This window comes from Microbulbifer maximicatervae (SeqCode) (assembly GCF_056232625.1).
The window spans coordinates 2165363-2178915 of record NZ_CP174324.1; the positions used below are offsets into that span (position 1 = coordinate 2165363).

Consider the following 13553-nt stretch of genomic DNA (forward strand, 5'->3'; position numbering starts at 1 on the left):
TGCGTAAGCGTAAAGCGCTACATAGTTGTATGCATACGCACCGCCAGGTTCCCCATAATCCAGACTGTACCTAACACAATAATCAAAAGAATTAAGCTAGAGAAAAGGATTAACGCCAGGTTATCCCTCCGGTCCCGTTGGGTCGTTACGTTCAAGAAATATTTTAATTGCACCACCAGCTGCGCAACCCCTAGTAACGCAACCAGAATCAAGACACTTTTATTCTCCCTTCCGATCGTCAGCACTGCGGCAAAAGCCGCTAGAGTGAGCACAATAGACAGGATATAACCTGTGATATACAGCCGCAGGTGTTGTGCAAAAGTCGGTTCTTTAGCCATAGACCCAGCCACCGAAATAAACCACGGAAAAAATTCCGATCCAAATCAAATCGAGGAAATGCCAGAATAATGCCAGGCGCAGAAAGCGCAGCTTTACGACATCCCCCAATCCCATAGTGAAAACCTGAACGATCAAAACGATCATCCACAGACAGCCGAAAGTGACATGGAGACCGTGCAAGGGCACTAAACCAAAAAAGGCTGACAGGTAACCACTGCGCTGTGGCACCCCGCCCTTCTCGGCCATCCCGGCAAAGTCGTACAGTTCCAATGCCAGGAAACCCATGCCCAGCAACAGGGTTATCACCACCCAAAATAGAAAGGCAGCGCGACTGCGTTCATGCTTAACAATAACTGTCGCAATACCCGCAGTGAGGCTGCTGGTTAGAAGAAGCATCGTTTGGGCGAACAAGCTGCCGAAATCAAAAAGCTCTTTCGGGCCCGGCCCTCCGGCGGTAGCGCCCACCATGGTGATATAAATCGCAAATACCACCCCAAAGAAAATCAGGTCGCTCATCATGAAGACCCAGAAGCCAAAGATCACCATATCGGGATCTCTGTGGATGGCTTCGTGGGGATTGATGCTGCCCGGGCTTTTCGGTGAAGAGACGGGATTCATTTAGATCTCCAGCTTCGCAAGGCCGACATTTCGCGGGGAATCTTCCAGGTCCCGGCTCACTGCCTCGCTCTTCTCGACCAAGGCCAACCAAGCTTCCGTATCCTTTTCTAACTGACTGGCAGGAATAATATATTCCGTTTCTTTGCGGAAGGTGGCCGCGATAACTGCAACCAAAATGGTTAATGCGGAGATCAGTGCAAGCCACCAGATGTACCAAACCAGGGCAAACATCAAAATTCCACTGACAACGCACAAAATAAATCCGAGAGGATTATTTTTAGGGAGCTCTATGTCTCGATAGACTTTAGGCCGCTTATAGGCTTCACCGTGCTCCTTAGCCTCAGTAAATGCATCCCGATCAGTAACCTTGGGTATTTCAACAAAGTTATAAGCCGGTACTGGAGCGGGAGAGTTCCACTCCAGGGACCGTCCATCCCAAGGATCACCCACAGGAACCTGGGTTTTCTTTCGGTCCCTGATACTTACGATAAATTGAATAACCAGCGAAATTAAGGCCGCCAGAACAATCATTGCGCCGATAAAAGCAACGATCATGTACGGCTTGAATGTGAGATCGGCATAGCTGAATGATCGTCTTGGCATCCCCAATAAGCCGGCGCCATAGAGCGGGAAGAATGTCACCATAAATCCTGCAAACCAGAGATAGGCTGAGCGTTTGCCCCACTTATCATTAAGGCGGAAACCAAATGCTTTGGGGAACCAGTAGTTGTACCCCGCCAAAATTCCAAACAGCACGCCGGGAATCAAAACATTGTGGAAATGCGCCACCAGGAACAGTGTATTGTGCACTTGGAAATCGACAGTGGGGTTAGCCAGGATAACGCCGGACAGACCACCAATCACGAACAGGATTAAAAAGCCGATGGCATAAACCATTGGAGTGGTAAAACGTATTCGACCGCGATACATGGTCGCCATCCAGTCGTATACTTTCACCCCGGTCGGCACCGCGATCAGCATAGTCGCTATACCAAAGGCAATATTGATCGTCGGACTCTGCCCCATGGTGAAAAAGTGATGTAACCACACAGTAAAGGACAGGATCGCAATACACATGGTGGCAATCACCAGGGATTTATAGCCGTACAGGGTTTTGGCCGAATAGGTAGAAAAGACCTCGGAAAAAATACCATAGGCTGGCAACACCAATAGATAGACCTCAGGGTGGCCAAAGAGCCAAAACAAATTGGCATAGTTCATCATATTTCCACCGAGGTCATTGGTGAAGAAGTGGAAATCCAGGTAGCGATCCAAGCCCAACATCAGTGCGGCAACGCTGAGAGGCGGCATTGCGAAAATCATTAGAATGGAGGCGCAGAGTACGGTCCAACAAAACAGTGGCATACGGAATAAGTGCATTCCTGGACCACGGCATTTATACACGGTGACGGTGAAATTAATCCCCGTTAATGTGGTCCCCGCCCCAGAAAATACGATCGCCCATATCCAGTAGTCAGGCCCAACCCCAGGGCTAAAATCCGCCCCCGTATAAGGCGGATAAGCCGACCAACCCCCAGTAGAAAACTGCCCCACCACCAGAGAGACCATCAACAAAATACCGGAGGAAACTGTCACCGCCAGGCTGATTTGATTAAGTACCGGGAAGGCCACATCACGGGCACCAATTTGCAGCGGCATAGCAAAATTAATAAGGCCCACCAAAAACGGAACTGCCACAAAAAACACCATTATGGTGCCGTGTGTACTGAACAACTGGGCAAAGTGATCTGCATAGAGGAAGCCTTCCGGTGCGGCGGCTTGCTGGGCACGCATTACCATCCCCTCTAGCAACCCTCGAACCAACATCACGATCGCAAAAGCGATATACATAATGCCGATTCTTTTGTGATCAGTGCTGGTCAACCAATCCCGCCAGAGTGTTCCCCAGACTTTAAACCAGGTCAATAAAAACAGGATTCCCACTGTTGCCAGTATTACTATCGAGCCCGCCACACTGGCAACGGCCTCACTGACTGAGGGTCGCTCAAGAAACCCGCTAAATACCAGAGAATCCCAATTGAGCTTACCCAGCCAACCGTAATCCAAATTGTTCATGGCTGCGCTCCCTCGGCATCATCCTCGCCCCGGCCGAATTTTCGGGTGCCGGGCTGCTCTTCTATGCTCAGCGGTTTACCGGAGTGATAACGCATTACTATTTCGTGAAAAAGGTCTGTGCCCGGCAAGTTAAAATACAATGTATTTTCTGGCATCTTGCTATTTCCCAAGACTTTGTATGCTTGTTTTTTGGTATTTCGCTGTGCCAGGCGGTTATAATTTTCTGGACTCAGGACAATCCCACCCGTCCGTACTTGCTTTACCCAGGCTTCAAAGTCCTCATCAGTCACAACCTTGACTGCAAAATTCTGGTCGACAAAACCATTGCCGGTATATTGAGTATTCTCCCCTCTGGTGTCGCCGGTTTTTGTACCGATAAAATTGAGCTTTGTCGTCATACCCGGCATCACATAAATCTGCCCAGCCAGTGCAGAAATAAAGAACGACTGCATTACCGTGTCGCTGGTTAATATCATTGAGACTGGAGTGTGTACTGGTACAACCAATTCACCGACCGTTGCAATATCCAGCTCCGGATAGATAAATAACCACTTCCAGTCGAGCCCCACCACCTGCACTTTTACCGGGGGTACAACGCCCTGTATTTCCTTGTAGGGATCGAGCCGCGCCGTTGCACGCCAGAGCATCACTGACAGCACAATTATGACCAGGAATGGCACACCCCACATAATTACTTCGAGCGGGCCATAGGTTTCCCATTTTGGCGCATAGAATCCGTGACCTTTTTTTCTTCGGTATTTAAAGAGGATTACTGGCACCAGGATAAATACCGGGAGAACAGCGACCATGGTGAGTGCCATAGCCCAAAAGAAGTGTACTTTCTGCTCCTCTGCCACTGGTCCCAACGGCATCAGAAAGGTTTCAGAAGCACTGGCTGAATAGGGGATTAATAAAATTGAGAGAAAAACTGGCAGAATAAATAATAATCGTGGAGCGTGCACATCAACACATCTCCAGTACCTTAGATACGCACGCCCAAAAACCACAGGGGCTTTTAGATTCCAATCCATGGTAAAGCCTACCGCCAAAAGTAGTTAGCCGGCATCTATTCCAGCTAACGCTTTGAATTCCCTTTCGAACCATTGAACGCGCACTCTTTGATAGGCCCATCAACGGTTTGTCTCACCAGAATAGCTGAATACAACAGTTCCATTGCCCTAGAGAAAGGTTCGATAAAAATCACGATAAGTTAGCGGCTATAAAACGCCATTGCCAGACATAGTGCGAATCATCACCTCTACAAATTCACGCAAATCTCTCTCATTGGGATGGCGCAGCTCCTCCCCTGAATACTTGTATAAAAAAGTATCCGACTGAACCGACCAATAAACTTCGTCACTAGGCGCTGAATATAAACGTGTCTCCACAACAGCAACCTGGGAGTTGCGGATATTCGGGTTGATCCGTTTTAATGCCAACAATTGGGTAACCAATAAAGTGTCAAATCCTCTCTCCCGGAGTAAGGGTGCAATCTCCCCCATTGAGGGAACACCAGTTATTGCCCCGAGAGCACTCCAGGAATGCGCATCAATACCCGTATCCTGCAGTTGCATGACCCACTCCCTTTCTACCTGCCCACCGACTATTGGCCTCGGTACCAGGGTGTATGCGAGTACCAGGGTTTTTCCTAAGCTTTGAATACCAATATATGGGGACTGCCATACCCGCGTAACCACGGTACTGGCTGAAGTCCATCCGAGCAGAAGAGAAATCACTGAAAGGCTGCATAACAACCGAATAACTCGTGCTTGAAATACCTTCTCTCGTTTGACTCGCATATACCTGAACACCTCGTTTAAACACTTTACTTTCTTAAAATGTCATTCGGGTCGTAAATTGTGTCCGCACCAAAGACCCCCTATCTCCATCTTTGTCTTTGCGAGCGCCGTAGAGCACCTCGATTCCAGTCAACCAACGGGGAAAGGGTAACCAGACAATATTGATACTGCGGTATTGGGTTGCTTTGTAGGCCTCACCGGGTTGGAAGTCCAGATTATCCTGCCTTACCCTGCCGTAGGTCGCTACGGTATAAAGGCAAGGAGTCCACCAGTGCTGGTACCCCAGATACCAGGCTGTAGTGTTTAGTGCCTCTACGGAGTTATCAAAAAAATCATAAGCTGCATCTGGTGGCGCGTCATTAAGTAGACCGCTATATCCCGCACCGACGGACAAAGAGTAATAAAGGACATCCTTGGAAAGTACGCCGGGCATATTGAAAGTGCCGCTTAAATTTAATCCCCAGCCGGTAGTCGATACGGCTGAATCCGGATCGCCACTCGCGCGCAAATCCCTTAATACCAAACCCGCTTGTACCTGGGACCTAGGCAAGTCCGACTCCAGCGCAAATACCGCATCGGGCCAGCGGGCAACCTCAGTTGCATCCTCGAATATTTGTGAATCCGGCGCTTCAATAGCCACCTTAAAGTAATACTGTGGCCCGTACCTCTTAATCCATCGGACCATTGAATGGCGCAAGCCAAATGCCGAATTAGGCCCCTGGAAATCCAGGGTATTGGGGACCGCTTCCAAGTTCGCGAATGTTGACCACTGCTGCCCCACAAGAATACTGCCCCCCCAAAGCGCATTACTCACTTCTCCATAAGCTTTGCGCATACGGGGGTTGGGAGTGGTAACACTAGAGTCCTGCAGGAAGTCCATCGAAATCAGAGTTTTAAATTCACGTCCCTCCCAGTGCTGCAGGGTCTCAAATACCAGCCTGGAGGTCTGCACGGTAAATTCTGTCTGCCCGTCCGCTCCCTCTGCAGCCGTTTTGTCGAAAGTCACAATATCGGCAGGTACAAATTGTGCGGGGCTGATGATCGCGTCGGTATCATAATTGACATCCAAGTCCGCAAAGCCACTGATCTTCGCCTTCATGGTATTTCCCAACAAGGGAATGGAGCCAGGCCACTCCGTTGTCGCATTGGCAATCACATCTTCGATGTCACTGGGATCAGGTACCGCCTGATCAGACTGGGCCCGCGGCGGAGGCAGCGAACCAGGTGGAACTTCTTGGCGTATTTCCTCTATCTGTCGCTGTAAATCATTCATGCCCTCCTTGCTCACCGGTGCTTCAACGGGCTGTACAGGAGTTACTTCCAGAGACGGTCGGGATGGTGGTGCCCGTTGCATTTGCTCAATTTGCCGACGCAGGGCTTCGAGGTCTGCCTGTTGTTGCTGAATCTGGGCCTGCTGCTCTTCCAGCTGCTGTTGCTGGGCCTCAATCACCCGTATCAGATCATCAGCTTTAACATAAACTTCTGCAGTGGAGGATTGGGAAAAAAGAAGTGGGGCAAAACCGATTACTACGGCAGGAATTACTGGGGACTGCGTATTAATCTCCATCTGTCAGCCTCAACTCCACCTCCTGTGGGGCGGCCAACACAACTGCACTGTCGGTTTCCCCGGCCTATCTGGAAAGCGTAGCTTAAGAGACCGCAGCGCCAACCCAGATCGGCCTTAGGCAAAGAGTGATATTGAAGGGCCGTGCCACCGGGGACTCCGGTGGCACTTAAGAAAGGAAATTATTGACGGGCAAAACGCGGAGGCATACGTTTCTCAATGCGAGTCGATCTCAGCGGATTAATATCCAAGCCGCCACGACGGGTATAGCGAGCACAAACAGTTAACTCGGTAAATTCCGCCAACTGTTGCAAGTCGCAAAAGATACGCTCGACACAGTGCTCGTGAAAATCCTGGTGTTCGCGGAAGGAAACAATATAAGCCAACAGTGCCTCTCGCTTCAGTGCCGGCCCTTTATAGTCCACAACTACTGTCGCCCAATCCGGTTGTCCCGTTACCGGACAATTACTGCGCAGCAAGTGGCTATAAAGAACCTCACTCACATCTTCCTCACCGCCTTCGAGGGCGAGAAGTGCGGGGTCCGGCTCGTAATTATTCACTTCTATATCGAGATGATCCAGACAATAGCCCTCTGGTTTCTCAACTGCCAGCGCTGCATCTTCCACATCCATCAGGGTAACGCCGACATTTGCCCCCGCCGCTGCAGAGAGGTCCCGCACCAGGGCATCCTGTACCAATCTCCAGGATTCAAACTTGCTCTGGTTGAAAGAGTTTAAATACAGCTTGAAGGATTTTGACTCCACCATACAGGGGCTTTCTGCAGGAAAACTAAAACGAGCCACCGCCACCTGTGGTTTACCCCTGGGGTTCAACCAGGAAAGCTCAAAACCCCACCATTCGTCCTCTCCAAAGAAAGGCATTGCGCCGGCAGAGAGCCCCAACTGGGCTCGGGATACTGAGCGCTGAATTGGATGGAGCAACTCGGGGTTGTAAGTGGATTCGTAGGTGGTCTCCTGCCCCAGGGGGAGGTTTTGCCAGTCTTCTCTTGTCATAAATTTCTCAATGTCTCAGTCGCTTACCGTGGCTCATCAGATAAATGGCCCAGGATGCCAGAAGCGCAATAAATACCAGGACGCCAAAAAATGCCCCGACAACATTAATATCGGAAACACCCAAAATGCCGTAACGGAAGGAGTTCACCATATAAAGAATTGGGTTCAATTTCGACAACCCCTGCCAAAAAGGCGACAGCAGGTCGATAGAGTAAAACACGCCTCCCAGGTATGTGAGGGGAGTTAATACAAAGGTCGGAATAATAGAGATAGCATCAAAACTATTGGCAAAAATAGCATTGATAAACCCGGCCAGGGAAAACAGCACCGCTGTCAAAAATACAATCGCTACCGTGACAAAGATGTGCTCTACCGTCAGCGAGGTAAAAAACATCGCTACGAGAGTCACTATCAACCCCACCATTAATCCCCGTGACACGCCACCGAGAACATAGCCCGCCATAATCACCCAATTCGGCGTTGGCGAGACCAGAAGCTCCTCCACACTGCGCTGAAATTTAGCGCTGTAAAAAGACGAAACTACGTTGGCGTAGGAGTTGGTAATCACCGACATCATGATCAAACCCGGCACAACAAACTCGATATACGGATAGCCCCCCATATCACCGATTCGCCGACCAATCAGGGAGCCAAAGATCACAAAGTACAGTGACATAGTGATTACCGGCGGTACAAGGGTCTGTGGCCATATACGCATAAAGCGCCGGACTTCCCGACGATAAATAGTGCTGAATGATATCCAGATTAATCTGCCCTTCACTCTTCTAGCCCCGACATTTTTTCTTCCGACAACATGGACAGGAACAATTCCTCCAAGCGATTGGCGCGATTGCGCATACTGGTGACTGTGATGCCCTGCCGCTGCAATGACGCAAATACCTCGGTCAGAGATTGTCCCTTTTCAATAGTGACTTCCAGTGAGTGGTTGTCTCGCAAGCGCCCTTCATAACCGGACAAGTCCGGGCACTCAGTGAGAAATTCTGCGCAATCCAGGATAAAGGTTTCCCGGTTCAGGGTTTTCAGCAGTGACTTTATCGAAGTGTTCTCGACAATAGTGCCCTTGTCGATAATCGCTATATTGCGGCAGAGGCTCTCGGCTTCCTCCAGGTAGTGGGTGGTGAGAATAATTGTGGTGCCCTGCTGGTTTATTTTTTCCAGGAAACTCCACATGGAACGCCGCAGCTCTATATCCACACCGGCTGTGGGTTCATCCAGAATCAGTAATTTCGGCTCGTGAATCAGCGCGCGGGCAATCATCAATCTGCGTTTCATACCACCGGAGAGCATTCGCGCCTGGGTAGCGCGCTTATCCCACAGACCCAACTGCTTCAGGTATTTCTCAGTGCGTTCTTCAGCCAGTTTGCGCGGCATACCGTAAAAACCGCCCTGGGTAACGACAATGTCGAACACTTTCTCAAACTGGCTGAAGTTAAATTCTTGTGGCACAACACCTAACAGGCGCTTGGCCGCAGCAAAATCGACGTCGATATCCTCACCAAAAATCGACACTGAACCACCGCTTTTGCGCACCAGGGAACAGATGATACCGATGGTGGTGGACTTCCCCGCCCCATTGGGGCCCAGCAGCGCAAAGAAGTCTCCCGGCTGCACGTCAAAACTGATGCCTTTCAGGGCCTGGAAACCATTGTCGTAGGTTTTCTGTAAGTTATGGATCGATAGCGCAGCGCTCATCTTGCACTCCTATAGTGGGGAGCGTTATTCAACGCGCTTGCCCGAATAATTTCAACCTGAGGGGAGCTAGGGTTTTTCATACACGTCACTTGGTGGGATGAACCGGAACTTGCAGGAGTCCCGGGCAAAAGTAACCGTGCAGAAGATAAGAATTACTATATCGGAAAAACAAAAAGCCGCTCGATTGAGCGGCTTTTTATTTTTGGAGCGGGAAACCGGGTTCGAACCGGCGACCTCAACCTTGGCAAGGTTGCGCTCTACCAACTGAGCTATTCCCGCAATTGACCCGGTAGCATTGCTACCGGGTCGTATTGGCATCCCCAAGGGGAGTCGAACCCCTGTTACCGCCGTGAAAGGGCGGTGTCCTAGGCCTCTAGACGATGGGGACAGAAACTTGCACTTCGACCTTTCGATCCGGTGCTGCCATGCTGTCCATGGCAATGCCACTGATTTCTCGGTGGCGTGCTCTCCGAGTTGACTAGAGATCATCTCGCAAAGCAGAAAATTGGAGCGGGAAACCGGGTTCGAACCGGCGACCTCAACCTTGGCAAGGTTGCGCTCTACCAACTGAGCTATTCCCGCAATTGACCCGGTAGCATTGCTACCGGGTCGTATTGGCATCCCCAAGGGGAGTCGAACCCCTGTTACCGCCGTGAAAGGGCGGTGTCCTAGGCCTCTAGACGATGGGGACAGAAACTTGCACTTCGACCTTTCGATCCGGTGCTGCCATGCTGTCCATGGCAATGCCACTGATTTCTCGGTGGCGTGCTCTCCGAGTTGACTAGAGATCATCTCGCAAAGCAGAAAATTGGAGCGGGAAACCGGGTTCGAACCGGCGACCTCAACCTTGGCAAGGTTGCGCTCTACCAACTGAGCTATTCCCGCAATTGACCCGGTAGCATTGCTACCGGGTCGTATTGGCATCCCCAAGGGGAGTCGAACCCCTGTTACCGCCGTGAAAGGGCGGTGTCCTAGGCCTCTAGACGATGGGGACAGAAACTTGCACTTCGATCTTTCGATCCGGCGCTGCCATGCTGTCCATGGCAATGCCACTGATTTCTCGGTGGCGTGCTTTCCGAGTTGACTAGAGATCATCTCGCAAAGCGGAAATTTGGAGCGGGAAACCGGGTTCGAACCGGCGACCTCAACCTTGGCAAGGTTGCGCTCTACCAACTGAGCTATTCCCGCGTGGCATCCCCAAGGGGAGTCGAACCCCTGTTACCGCCGTGAAAGGGCGGTGTCCTAGGCCTCTAGACGATGGGGACCCAGAAACCTTCTGTCGTTTCGCTCCACCTTTGAGTGTAGCCCTGCGTCAGAAGTGGGGCGCATTCTATGGACCACCGCTAAACCTGTCAACACTCTTTTTGATTTTTTTTCTTTTGTTGTCAGACACTTACAAAACCCAGCCATTTCTGGAGTGCATTCTAGTACCGCTCTGTGCCAGTTCCCTCGAGCACCAGCGCGTGCAGGTGCAACTCTTCCAGAAATTGGCGGATACGCTTCGCATTGGTACCCAAGTCACTGACCCCGACTCGGGAGCTGGAACGCACATCGACTTTGGAGCCACCACCCACGTCAGCGCTGACCCGTACAACGATATCGTCCGTAAAACCGAGGATCGGTGTTTTCGCTACAGCCTCCAGGTGGCCCCGCTGAGGCTTATAGGAAACCACTTTCCAGCCCAGGTCTTCGGCCACTTCAGCAGCGATCTCAGTGGTACGAGCTATCGGGAAGTCCACGTGCAACGGCATTATATCGGCATATATATCTGCCTCCCGCTGCAATTCGGCCACCTTCTCTCCACCGTATTCGGCACTGTTATCGCCTTTCTGGCGCAACTTCAATACCTCTTGATACTGGGGGGGGTTGCGGGTATCGGTACTGATGTCGTGAATTCTTGGCACATCGAAGTTGCCCTTGCCTACGGTTACCAGAGGTATTGCCACCGGCAGCAGTCCGAGCAACGCCGCCCACAGAGCATTGCTGCGCACCAACGGCTTGCTCTTGCTCACTCCCCAGACAAAAACAAACAGGCTCAGTAGCGCAATTGCCAAGGCTGCACCGCCAGAAAACACAAATATTTTGAAAACCACAGAGAAGTGCAGCAGCCCGTAACGCAAGGCGGCAGCCGCAAGGACGATCAGCAGTAACAGAATCCACTGCACCCGCAATAACCAATTACTCCAGTGTGATTCCGTCACTCAGTGTCATCCTCCGTTTCATCACTGCCCTGGTCCAGCTTCACCGATAGAGAGTTCACACAGTAGCGAAGTCCCGTATCGGTGGGACCATCGTCGAACACATGACCGAGATGGGCATCGCACTTACTGCAGCGAATCTCTACACGCTGCATACCGTAGCTGCTGTCAGGCAGCTCCTTCACCGCACCTTCATAATGCTCTGCATCAAAGCTGGGCCAACCACACCCGCTCTCAAATTTTGACTGCGAGCCGAATAAAACCTCGCCACAGCAACGACAACGATAGATGCCATCGTCAAAAACATCCCAATATTCGCCGCTAAACGGCGCCTCTGTCCCACCTTCCCGGCAGACCTCAAACTCCTCATCTGTAAGCTTATCCCGCCAGTAGTTCTCATCCATCTGTTTTGACATACTCTAGTGTTTCCGTAATCAATTGGGGTTTCCGGTCAGGCGTCACTTTGTGGCAATGCCTATGTGTATCGGTTCCCGGTTTCCCGCAGGAGTGGTACCTACCGCTGGTGGACATTACCCGGTTTTCGCGCACTGAACTCGCGGCCCTGGGCCGCTCCTGCTCTGCAATAGAGCTTCCAGGTCACCATGAAGGACATCAATAAATCAGAAAAACTGCACGGCGTCTGCTACGAAATTCGCGGCCCCGTGATGGAGCAGGCCCAGCGCATGGAAGAGGAAGGCCACCGCATCCTCAAGCTGAATATTGGCAACCCTGCCCCCTTCGGTTTTAACGCCCCCGACGAGATTATCCAAGACGTCATTCACAATCTCTCTGAGGCACAGGGCTACGTCGAGTCCAAAGGGCTCTTCGCTGCGCGTAAGGCCATTATGCAAGAGTGCCAGACCCTGGGTATCCCGGGCGTCGAGATTAACGATATTTATCTGGGCAACGGCGTCTCCGAACTGATCTCCATGAGCACCCAGGCCCTTCTCAACAATGGCGATGAAATGCTGTTGCCAATGCCCAACTACCCCCTGTGGATGGCCGCCACCAACCTCACCGGTGCCAAGCCGGTTCTCTATCGCTGCGATGAGGAGTCCGGATGGCTGCCTGATATTGAGGATATCAAAGCAAAAATCACTTCAAAAACCCGCGGCATAGTGGTTATCAATCCCAATAACCCTACTGGCGCCGTTTATCCCCGGGAACTACTGGAGGATATTGTCGAGGTTGCCAGCAGTCACAACCTGGTGATCTTCGCCGATGAGATTTATAGCAAGATTCTCTACGACGATGCGGAATTTACCCCGATGGCCAAGCTGGCCCCAGACGTGCTCTGCCTGAGTTTTAACGGCCTGTCCAAGTCCTACCGCTTGGCCGGCTTCCGCTCTGGCTGGATGGTTATCAGCGGTACCAAACATAGGGCCAAAGGTTTTATCCAGGGGATGGAAATACTCGCCTCTATGCGCCTGTGCGGCAATGTACCCGCCATGTTCGCAGTACAAACCGCTCTCGGTGGCTACCAGAGTATTAACGATTTGGTCCTGCCCGGCGGGCGCCTGCGCCAACAGCGAGATATGGCCCACCGCATGCTCAATGACATTCCCGGTGTGAGCTGTGTCAAACCTAGCGGTGCTATCTACTTGTTTCCCAAGCTGCATCTGGATCATCATAAGATCGAAAATGACGAGCAGCTGGTACTGGATTTCCTGCGCCAGGAAAAAATACTACTGGCTCAAGGCAGTGCCTTCCACTGGGATGCACCGGACCACCTGCGCATTGTCTTCCTGCCCCGTGCCGACGACTTATCGCATGCGATGGAACGCTTGGGCGACTTTTTGGAGCGATATTCCTGCTGATGCTGGACGATTTACATATTCACGATTTTTACCGGGATGCCGGCAGGGTACTGCTGGCAATGTTTAATCAATTCCCGGTACCGGCAACCGTTTACGTGGAAGATATTTCCGGCCCTGACTCACCGGATGAGTACGGGCTGCACTCCCCCCGCCATTTAGCCTGCCTGGGTTCCATGACCTGGCTAAAGCAGAGCGGCTATATCAACTTTTCCCAGCTGGTGCGCCAGGAGGCGATGGAGGATGCGGTATTAACCCACAAGGGTTTCCTGCTAATGATTAATGCCGAAGCTGAGTCCGGACAGAGCAACGCCCAGTTGCTCAACAGTGCTGTGCGCGAGGGATCATCAGGCCAGTTGCAGGCGCTGATGGAGCGCTTGATGCGGGAGTTTGCCGCGCTGTAAGGGGCTCCTTAAGGC

General features: G+C 51.5%; 13 protein-coding genes and 8 tRNA genes. 2 read left to right on the forward strand and 19 right to left on the reverse strand.

Annotated features, from left to right (window positions below):
- Positions 1 to 17: 17 nt before the first annotated feature.
- The 19 genes from cyoD to msrB all read right to left on the reverse strand — a co-directional run bounded on the left by cyoD (position 18) and on the right by msrB (position 11736).
- A complete protein-coding gene (cyoD, locus tag ACJJI6_RS09320; protein WP_444912603.1) occupies positions 18 to 338 on the reverse strand; it encodes a cytochrome o ubiquinol oxidase subunit IV in 321 nt (106 codons plus the stop codon).
- Complete coding sequence (locus ACJJI6_RS09325) at positions 331 to 957, reverse strand: cytochrome c oxidase subunit 3 (protein ID WP_444894403.1); 627 nt, start codon at positions 955 to 957, stop codon at positions 331 to 333. The genes cyoD and ACJJI6_RS09325 overlap by 8 nt, the downstream gene beginning before the upstream one ends.
- Entirely contained in the window at positions 958 to 3033 is a 2076-nt protein-coding gene (locus ACJJI6_RS09330; protein WP_413665088.1) for a cbb3-type cytochrome c oxidase subunit I, read from the reverse strand.
- On the reverse strand, positions 3030 to 3995 hold the full coding sequence (locus ACJJI6_RS09335) for a cytochrome c oxidase subunit II (protein ID WP_282933539.1): 966 nt from the start codon (positions 3993 to 3995) through the stop codon (positions 3030 to 3032). The genes ACJJI6_RS09330 and ACJJI6_RS09335 overlap by 4 nt, the downstream gene beginning before the upstream one ends.
- A 255-nt stretch (positions 3996 to 4250) precedes the next feature.
- Positions 4251 to 4832: a hypothetical protein gene (locus ACJJI6_RS09340; protein ID WP_282933540.1), complete on the reverse strand. Its 582-nt coding sequence runs from the start codon at positions 4830 to 4832 to the stop codon at positions 4251 to 4253.
- A 34-nt stretch (positions 4833 to 4866) separates the two neighbouring features.
- Positions 4867 to 6399, reverse strand: a complete 1533-nt coding sequence (locus tag ACJJI6_RS09345; RefSeq protein ID WP_475713207.1) for a DcaP family trimeric outer membrane transporter — start codon at positions 6397 to 6399, stop codon at positions 4867 to 4869.
- Positions 6400 to 6578: 179 nt separating this feature from the next.
- Positions 6579 to 7409, reverse strand: a complete 831-nt coding sequence (queF, locus tag ACJJI6_RS09350; RefSeq protein WP_282933541.1) for an NADPH-dependent 7-cyano-7-deazaguanine reductase QueF — start codon at positions 7407 to 7409, stop codon at positions 6579 to 6581.
- Between the two features lie 7 nt (positions 7410 to 7416).
- Entirely contained in the window at positions 7417 to 8190 is a 774-nt protein-coding gene (locus ACJJI6_RS09355) for an ABC transporter permease (protein WP_413665084.1), read from the reverse strand.
- Positions 8187 to 9122 carry an ABC transporter ATP-binding protein gene (locus ACJJI6_RS09360; RefSeq protein ID WP_413665083.1) on the reverse strand — a complete coding sequence of 312 codons (936 nt, stop codon included), beginning with the start codon at positions 9120 to 9122 and terminating at the stop codon, positions 8187 to 8189. The genes ACJJI6_RS09355 and ACJJI6_RS09360 overlap by 4 nt, the downstream gene beginning before the upstream one ends.
- Positions 9123 to 9325: 203 nt before the next feature.
- A tRNA-Gly gene (locus ACJJI6_RS09365) sits at positions 9326 to 9401 on the reverse strand.
- A 33-nt stretch (positions 9402 to 9434) separates the two neighbouring features.
- A tRNA-Glu gene (locus tag ACJJI6_RS09370) sits at positions 9435 to 9510 on the reverse strand.
- Between the two features lie 118 nt (positions 9511 to 9628).
- Positions 9629 to 9704, reverse strand: a tRNA-Gly gene (locus ACJJI6_RS09375).
- A gap of 33 nt (positions 9705 to 9737) precedes the next feature.
- Positions 9738 to 9813: transfer RNA gene (locus ACJJI6_RS09380), tRNA-Glu, on the reverse strand.
- A 118-nt stretch (positions 9814 to 9931) separates the two neighbouring features.
- Positions 9932 to 10007 (reverse strand) — tRNA-Gly (locus ACJJI6_RS09385).
- A 33-nt stretch (positions 10008 to 10040) separates the two neighbouring features.
- Positions 10041 to 10116, reverse strand: a tRNA-Glu gene (locus ACJJI6_RS09390).
- Positions 10117 to 10234: 118 nt separating this feature from the next.
- Positions 10235 to 10310 (reverse strand) — tRNA-Gly (locus tag ACJJI6_RS09395).
- A gap of 1 nt (position 10311) precedes the next feature.
- Positions 10312 to 10387, reverse strand: a tRNA-Glu gene (locus ACJJI6_RS09400).
- Positions 10388 to 10546: 159 nt separating this feature from the next.
- Positions 10547 to 11323: a DUF1499 domain-containing protein gene (locus ACJJI6_RS09405; protein ID WP_475713208.1), complete on the reverse strand. Its 777-nt coding sequence runs from the start codon at positions 11321 to 11323 to the stop codon at positions 10547 to 10549.
- On the reverse strand, positions 11320 to 11736 hold the full coding sequence (gene msrB, locus ACJJI6_RS09410; protein ID WP_475713209.1) for a peptide-methionine (R)-S-oxide reductase MsrB: 417 nt from the start codon (positions 11734 to 11736) through the stop codon (positions 11320 to 11322). The genes ACJJI6_RS09405 and msrB overlap by 4 nt, the downstream gene beginning before the upstream one ends.
- Positions 11737 to 11922: 186 nt before the next feature.
- On the opposite strand from msrB, the gene ACJJI6_RS09415 reads away from it, so the two are divergent.
- Positions 11923 to 13137 carry a pyridoxal phosphate-dependent aminotransferase gene (locus ACJJI6_RS09415; RefSeq protein ID WP_475713210.1) on the forward strand — a complete coding sequence of 405 codons (1215 nt, stop codon included), beginning with the start codon at positions 11923 to 11925 and terminating at the stop codon, positions 13135 to 13137.
- On the forward strand, positions 13137 to 13538 hold the full coding sequence (locus tag ACJJI6_RS09420; protein WP_475713211.1) for a hypothetical protein: 402 nt from the start codon (positions 13137 to 13139) through the stop codon (positions 13536 to 13538). The genes ACJJI6_RS09415 and ACJJI6_RS09420 overlap by 1 nt, the downstream gene beginning before the upstream one ends.
- Positions 13539 to 13553 lie beyond the last annotated feature (15 nt).

Bases quoted from the DNA above. Each gene is read 5' to 3' on its own strand.
- ACJJI6_RS09415 (WP_475713210.1), top strand. From the start codon at position 11,923: ATGAAGGACATCAATAAATCAGAAAAACTGCACGGCGTCTGCTACGAA.
- ACJJI6_RS09420 (WP_475713211.1), top strand. From the start codon at position 13,137: ATGCTGGACGATTTACATATTCACGATTTTTACCGGGATGCCGGCAGG.
- queF (WP_282933541.1), bottom strand. From the start codon at position 7,409: ATGACAAGAGAAGACTGGCAAAACCTCCCCCTGGGGCAGGAGACCACC.
- ACJJI6_RS09340 (WP_282933540.1), bottom strand. From the start codon at position 4,832: ATGCGAGTCAAACGAGAGAAGGTATTTCAAGCACGAGTTATTCGGTTG.
- msrB (WP_475713209.1), bottom strand. From the start codon at position 11,736: ATGTCAAAACAGATGGATGAGAACTACTGGCGGGATAAGCTTACAGAT.
- ACJJI6_RS09325 (WP_444894403.1), bottom strand. From the start codon at position 957: ATGAATCCCGTCTCTTCACCGAAAAGCCCGGGCAGCATCAATCCCCAC.
- ACJJI6_RS09345 (WP_475713207.1), bottom strand. From the start codon at position 6,399: ATGGAGATTAATACGCAGTCCCCAGTAATTCCTGCCGTAGTAATCGGT.
- ACJJI6_RS09330 (WP_413665088.1), bottom strand. From the start codon at position 3,033: ATGAACAATTTGGATTACGGTTGGCTGGGTAAGCTCAATTGGGATTCT.
- cyoD (WP_444912603.1), bottom strand. From the start codon at position 338: ATGGCTAAAGAACCGACTTTTGCACAACACCTGCGGCTGTATATCACA.
- ACJJI6_RS09360 (WP_413665083.1), bottom strand. From the start codon at position 9,122: ATGAGCGCTGCGCTATCGATCCATAACTTACAGAAAACCTACGACAAT.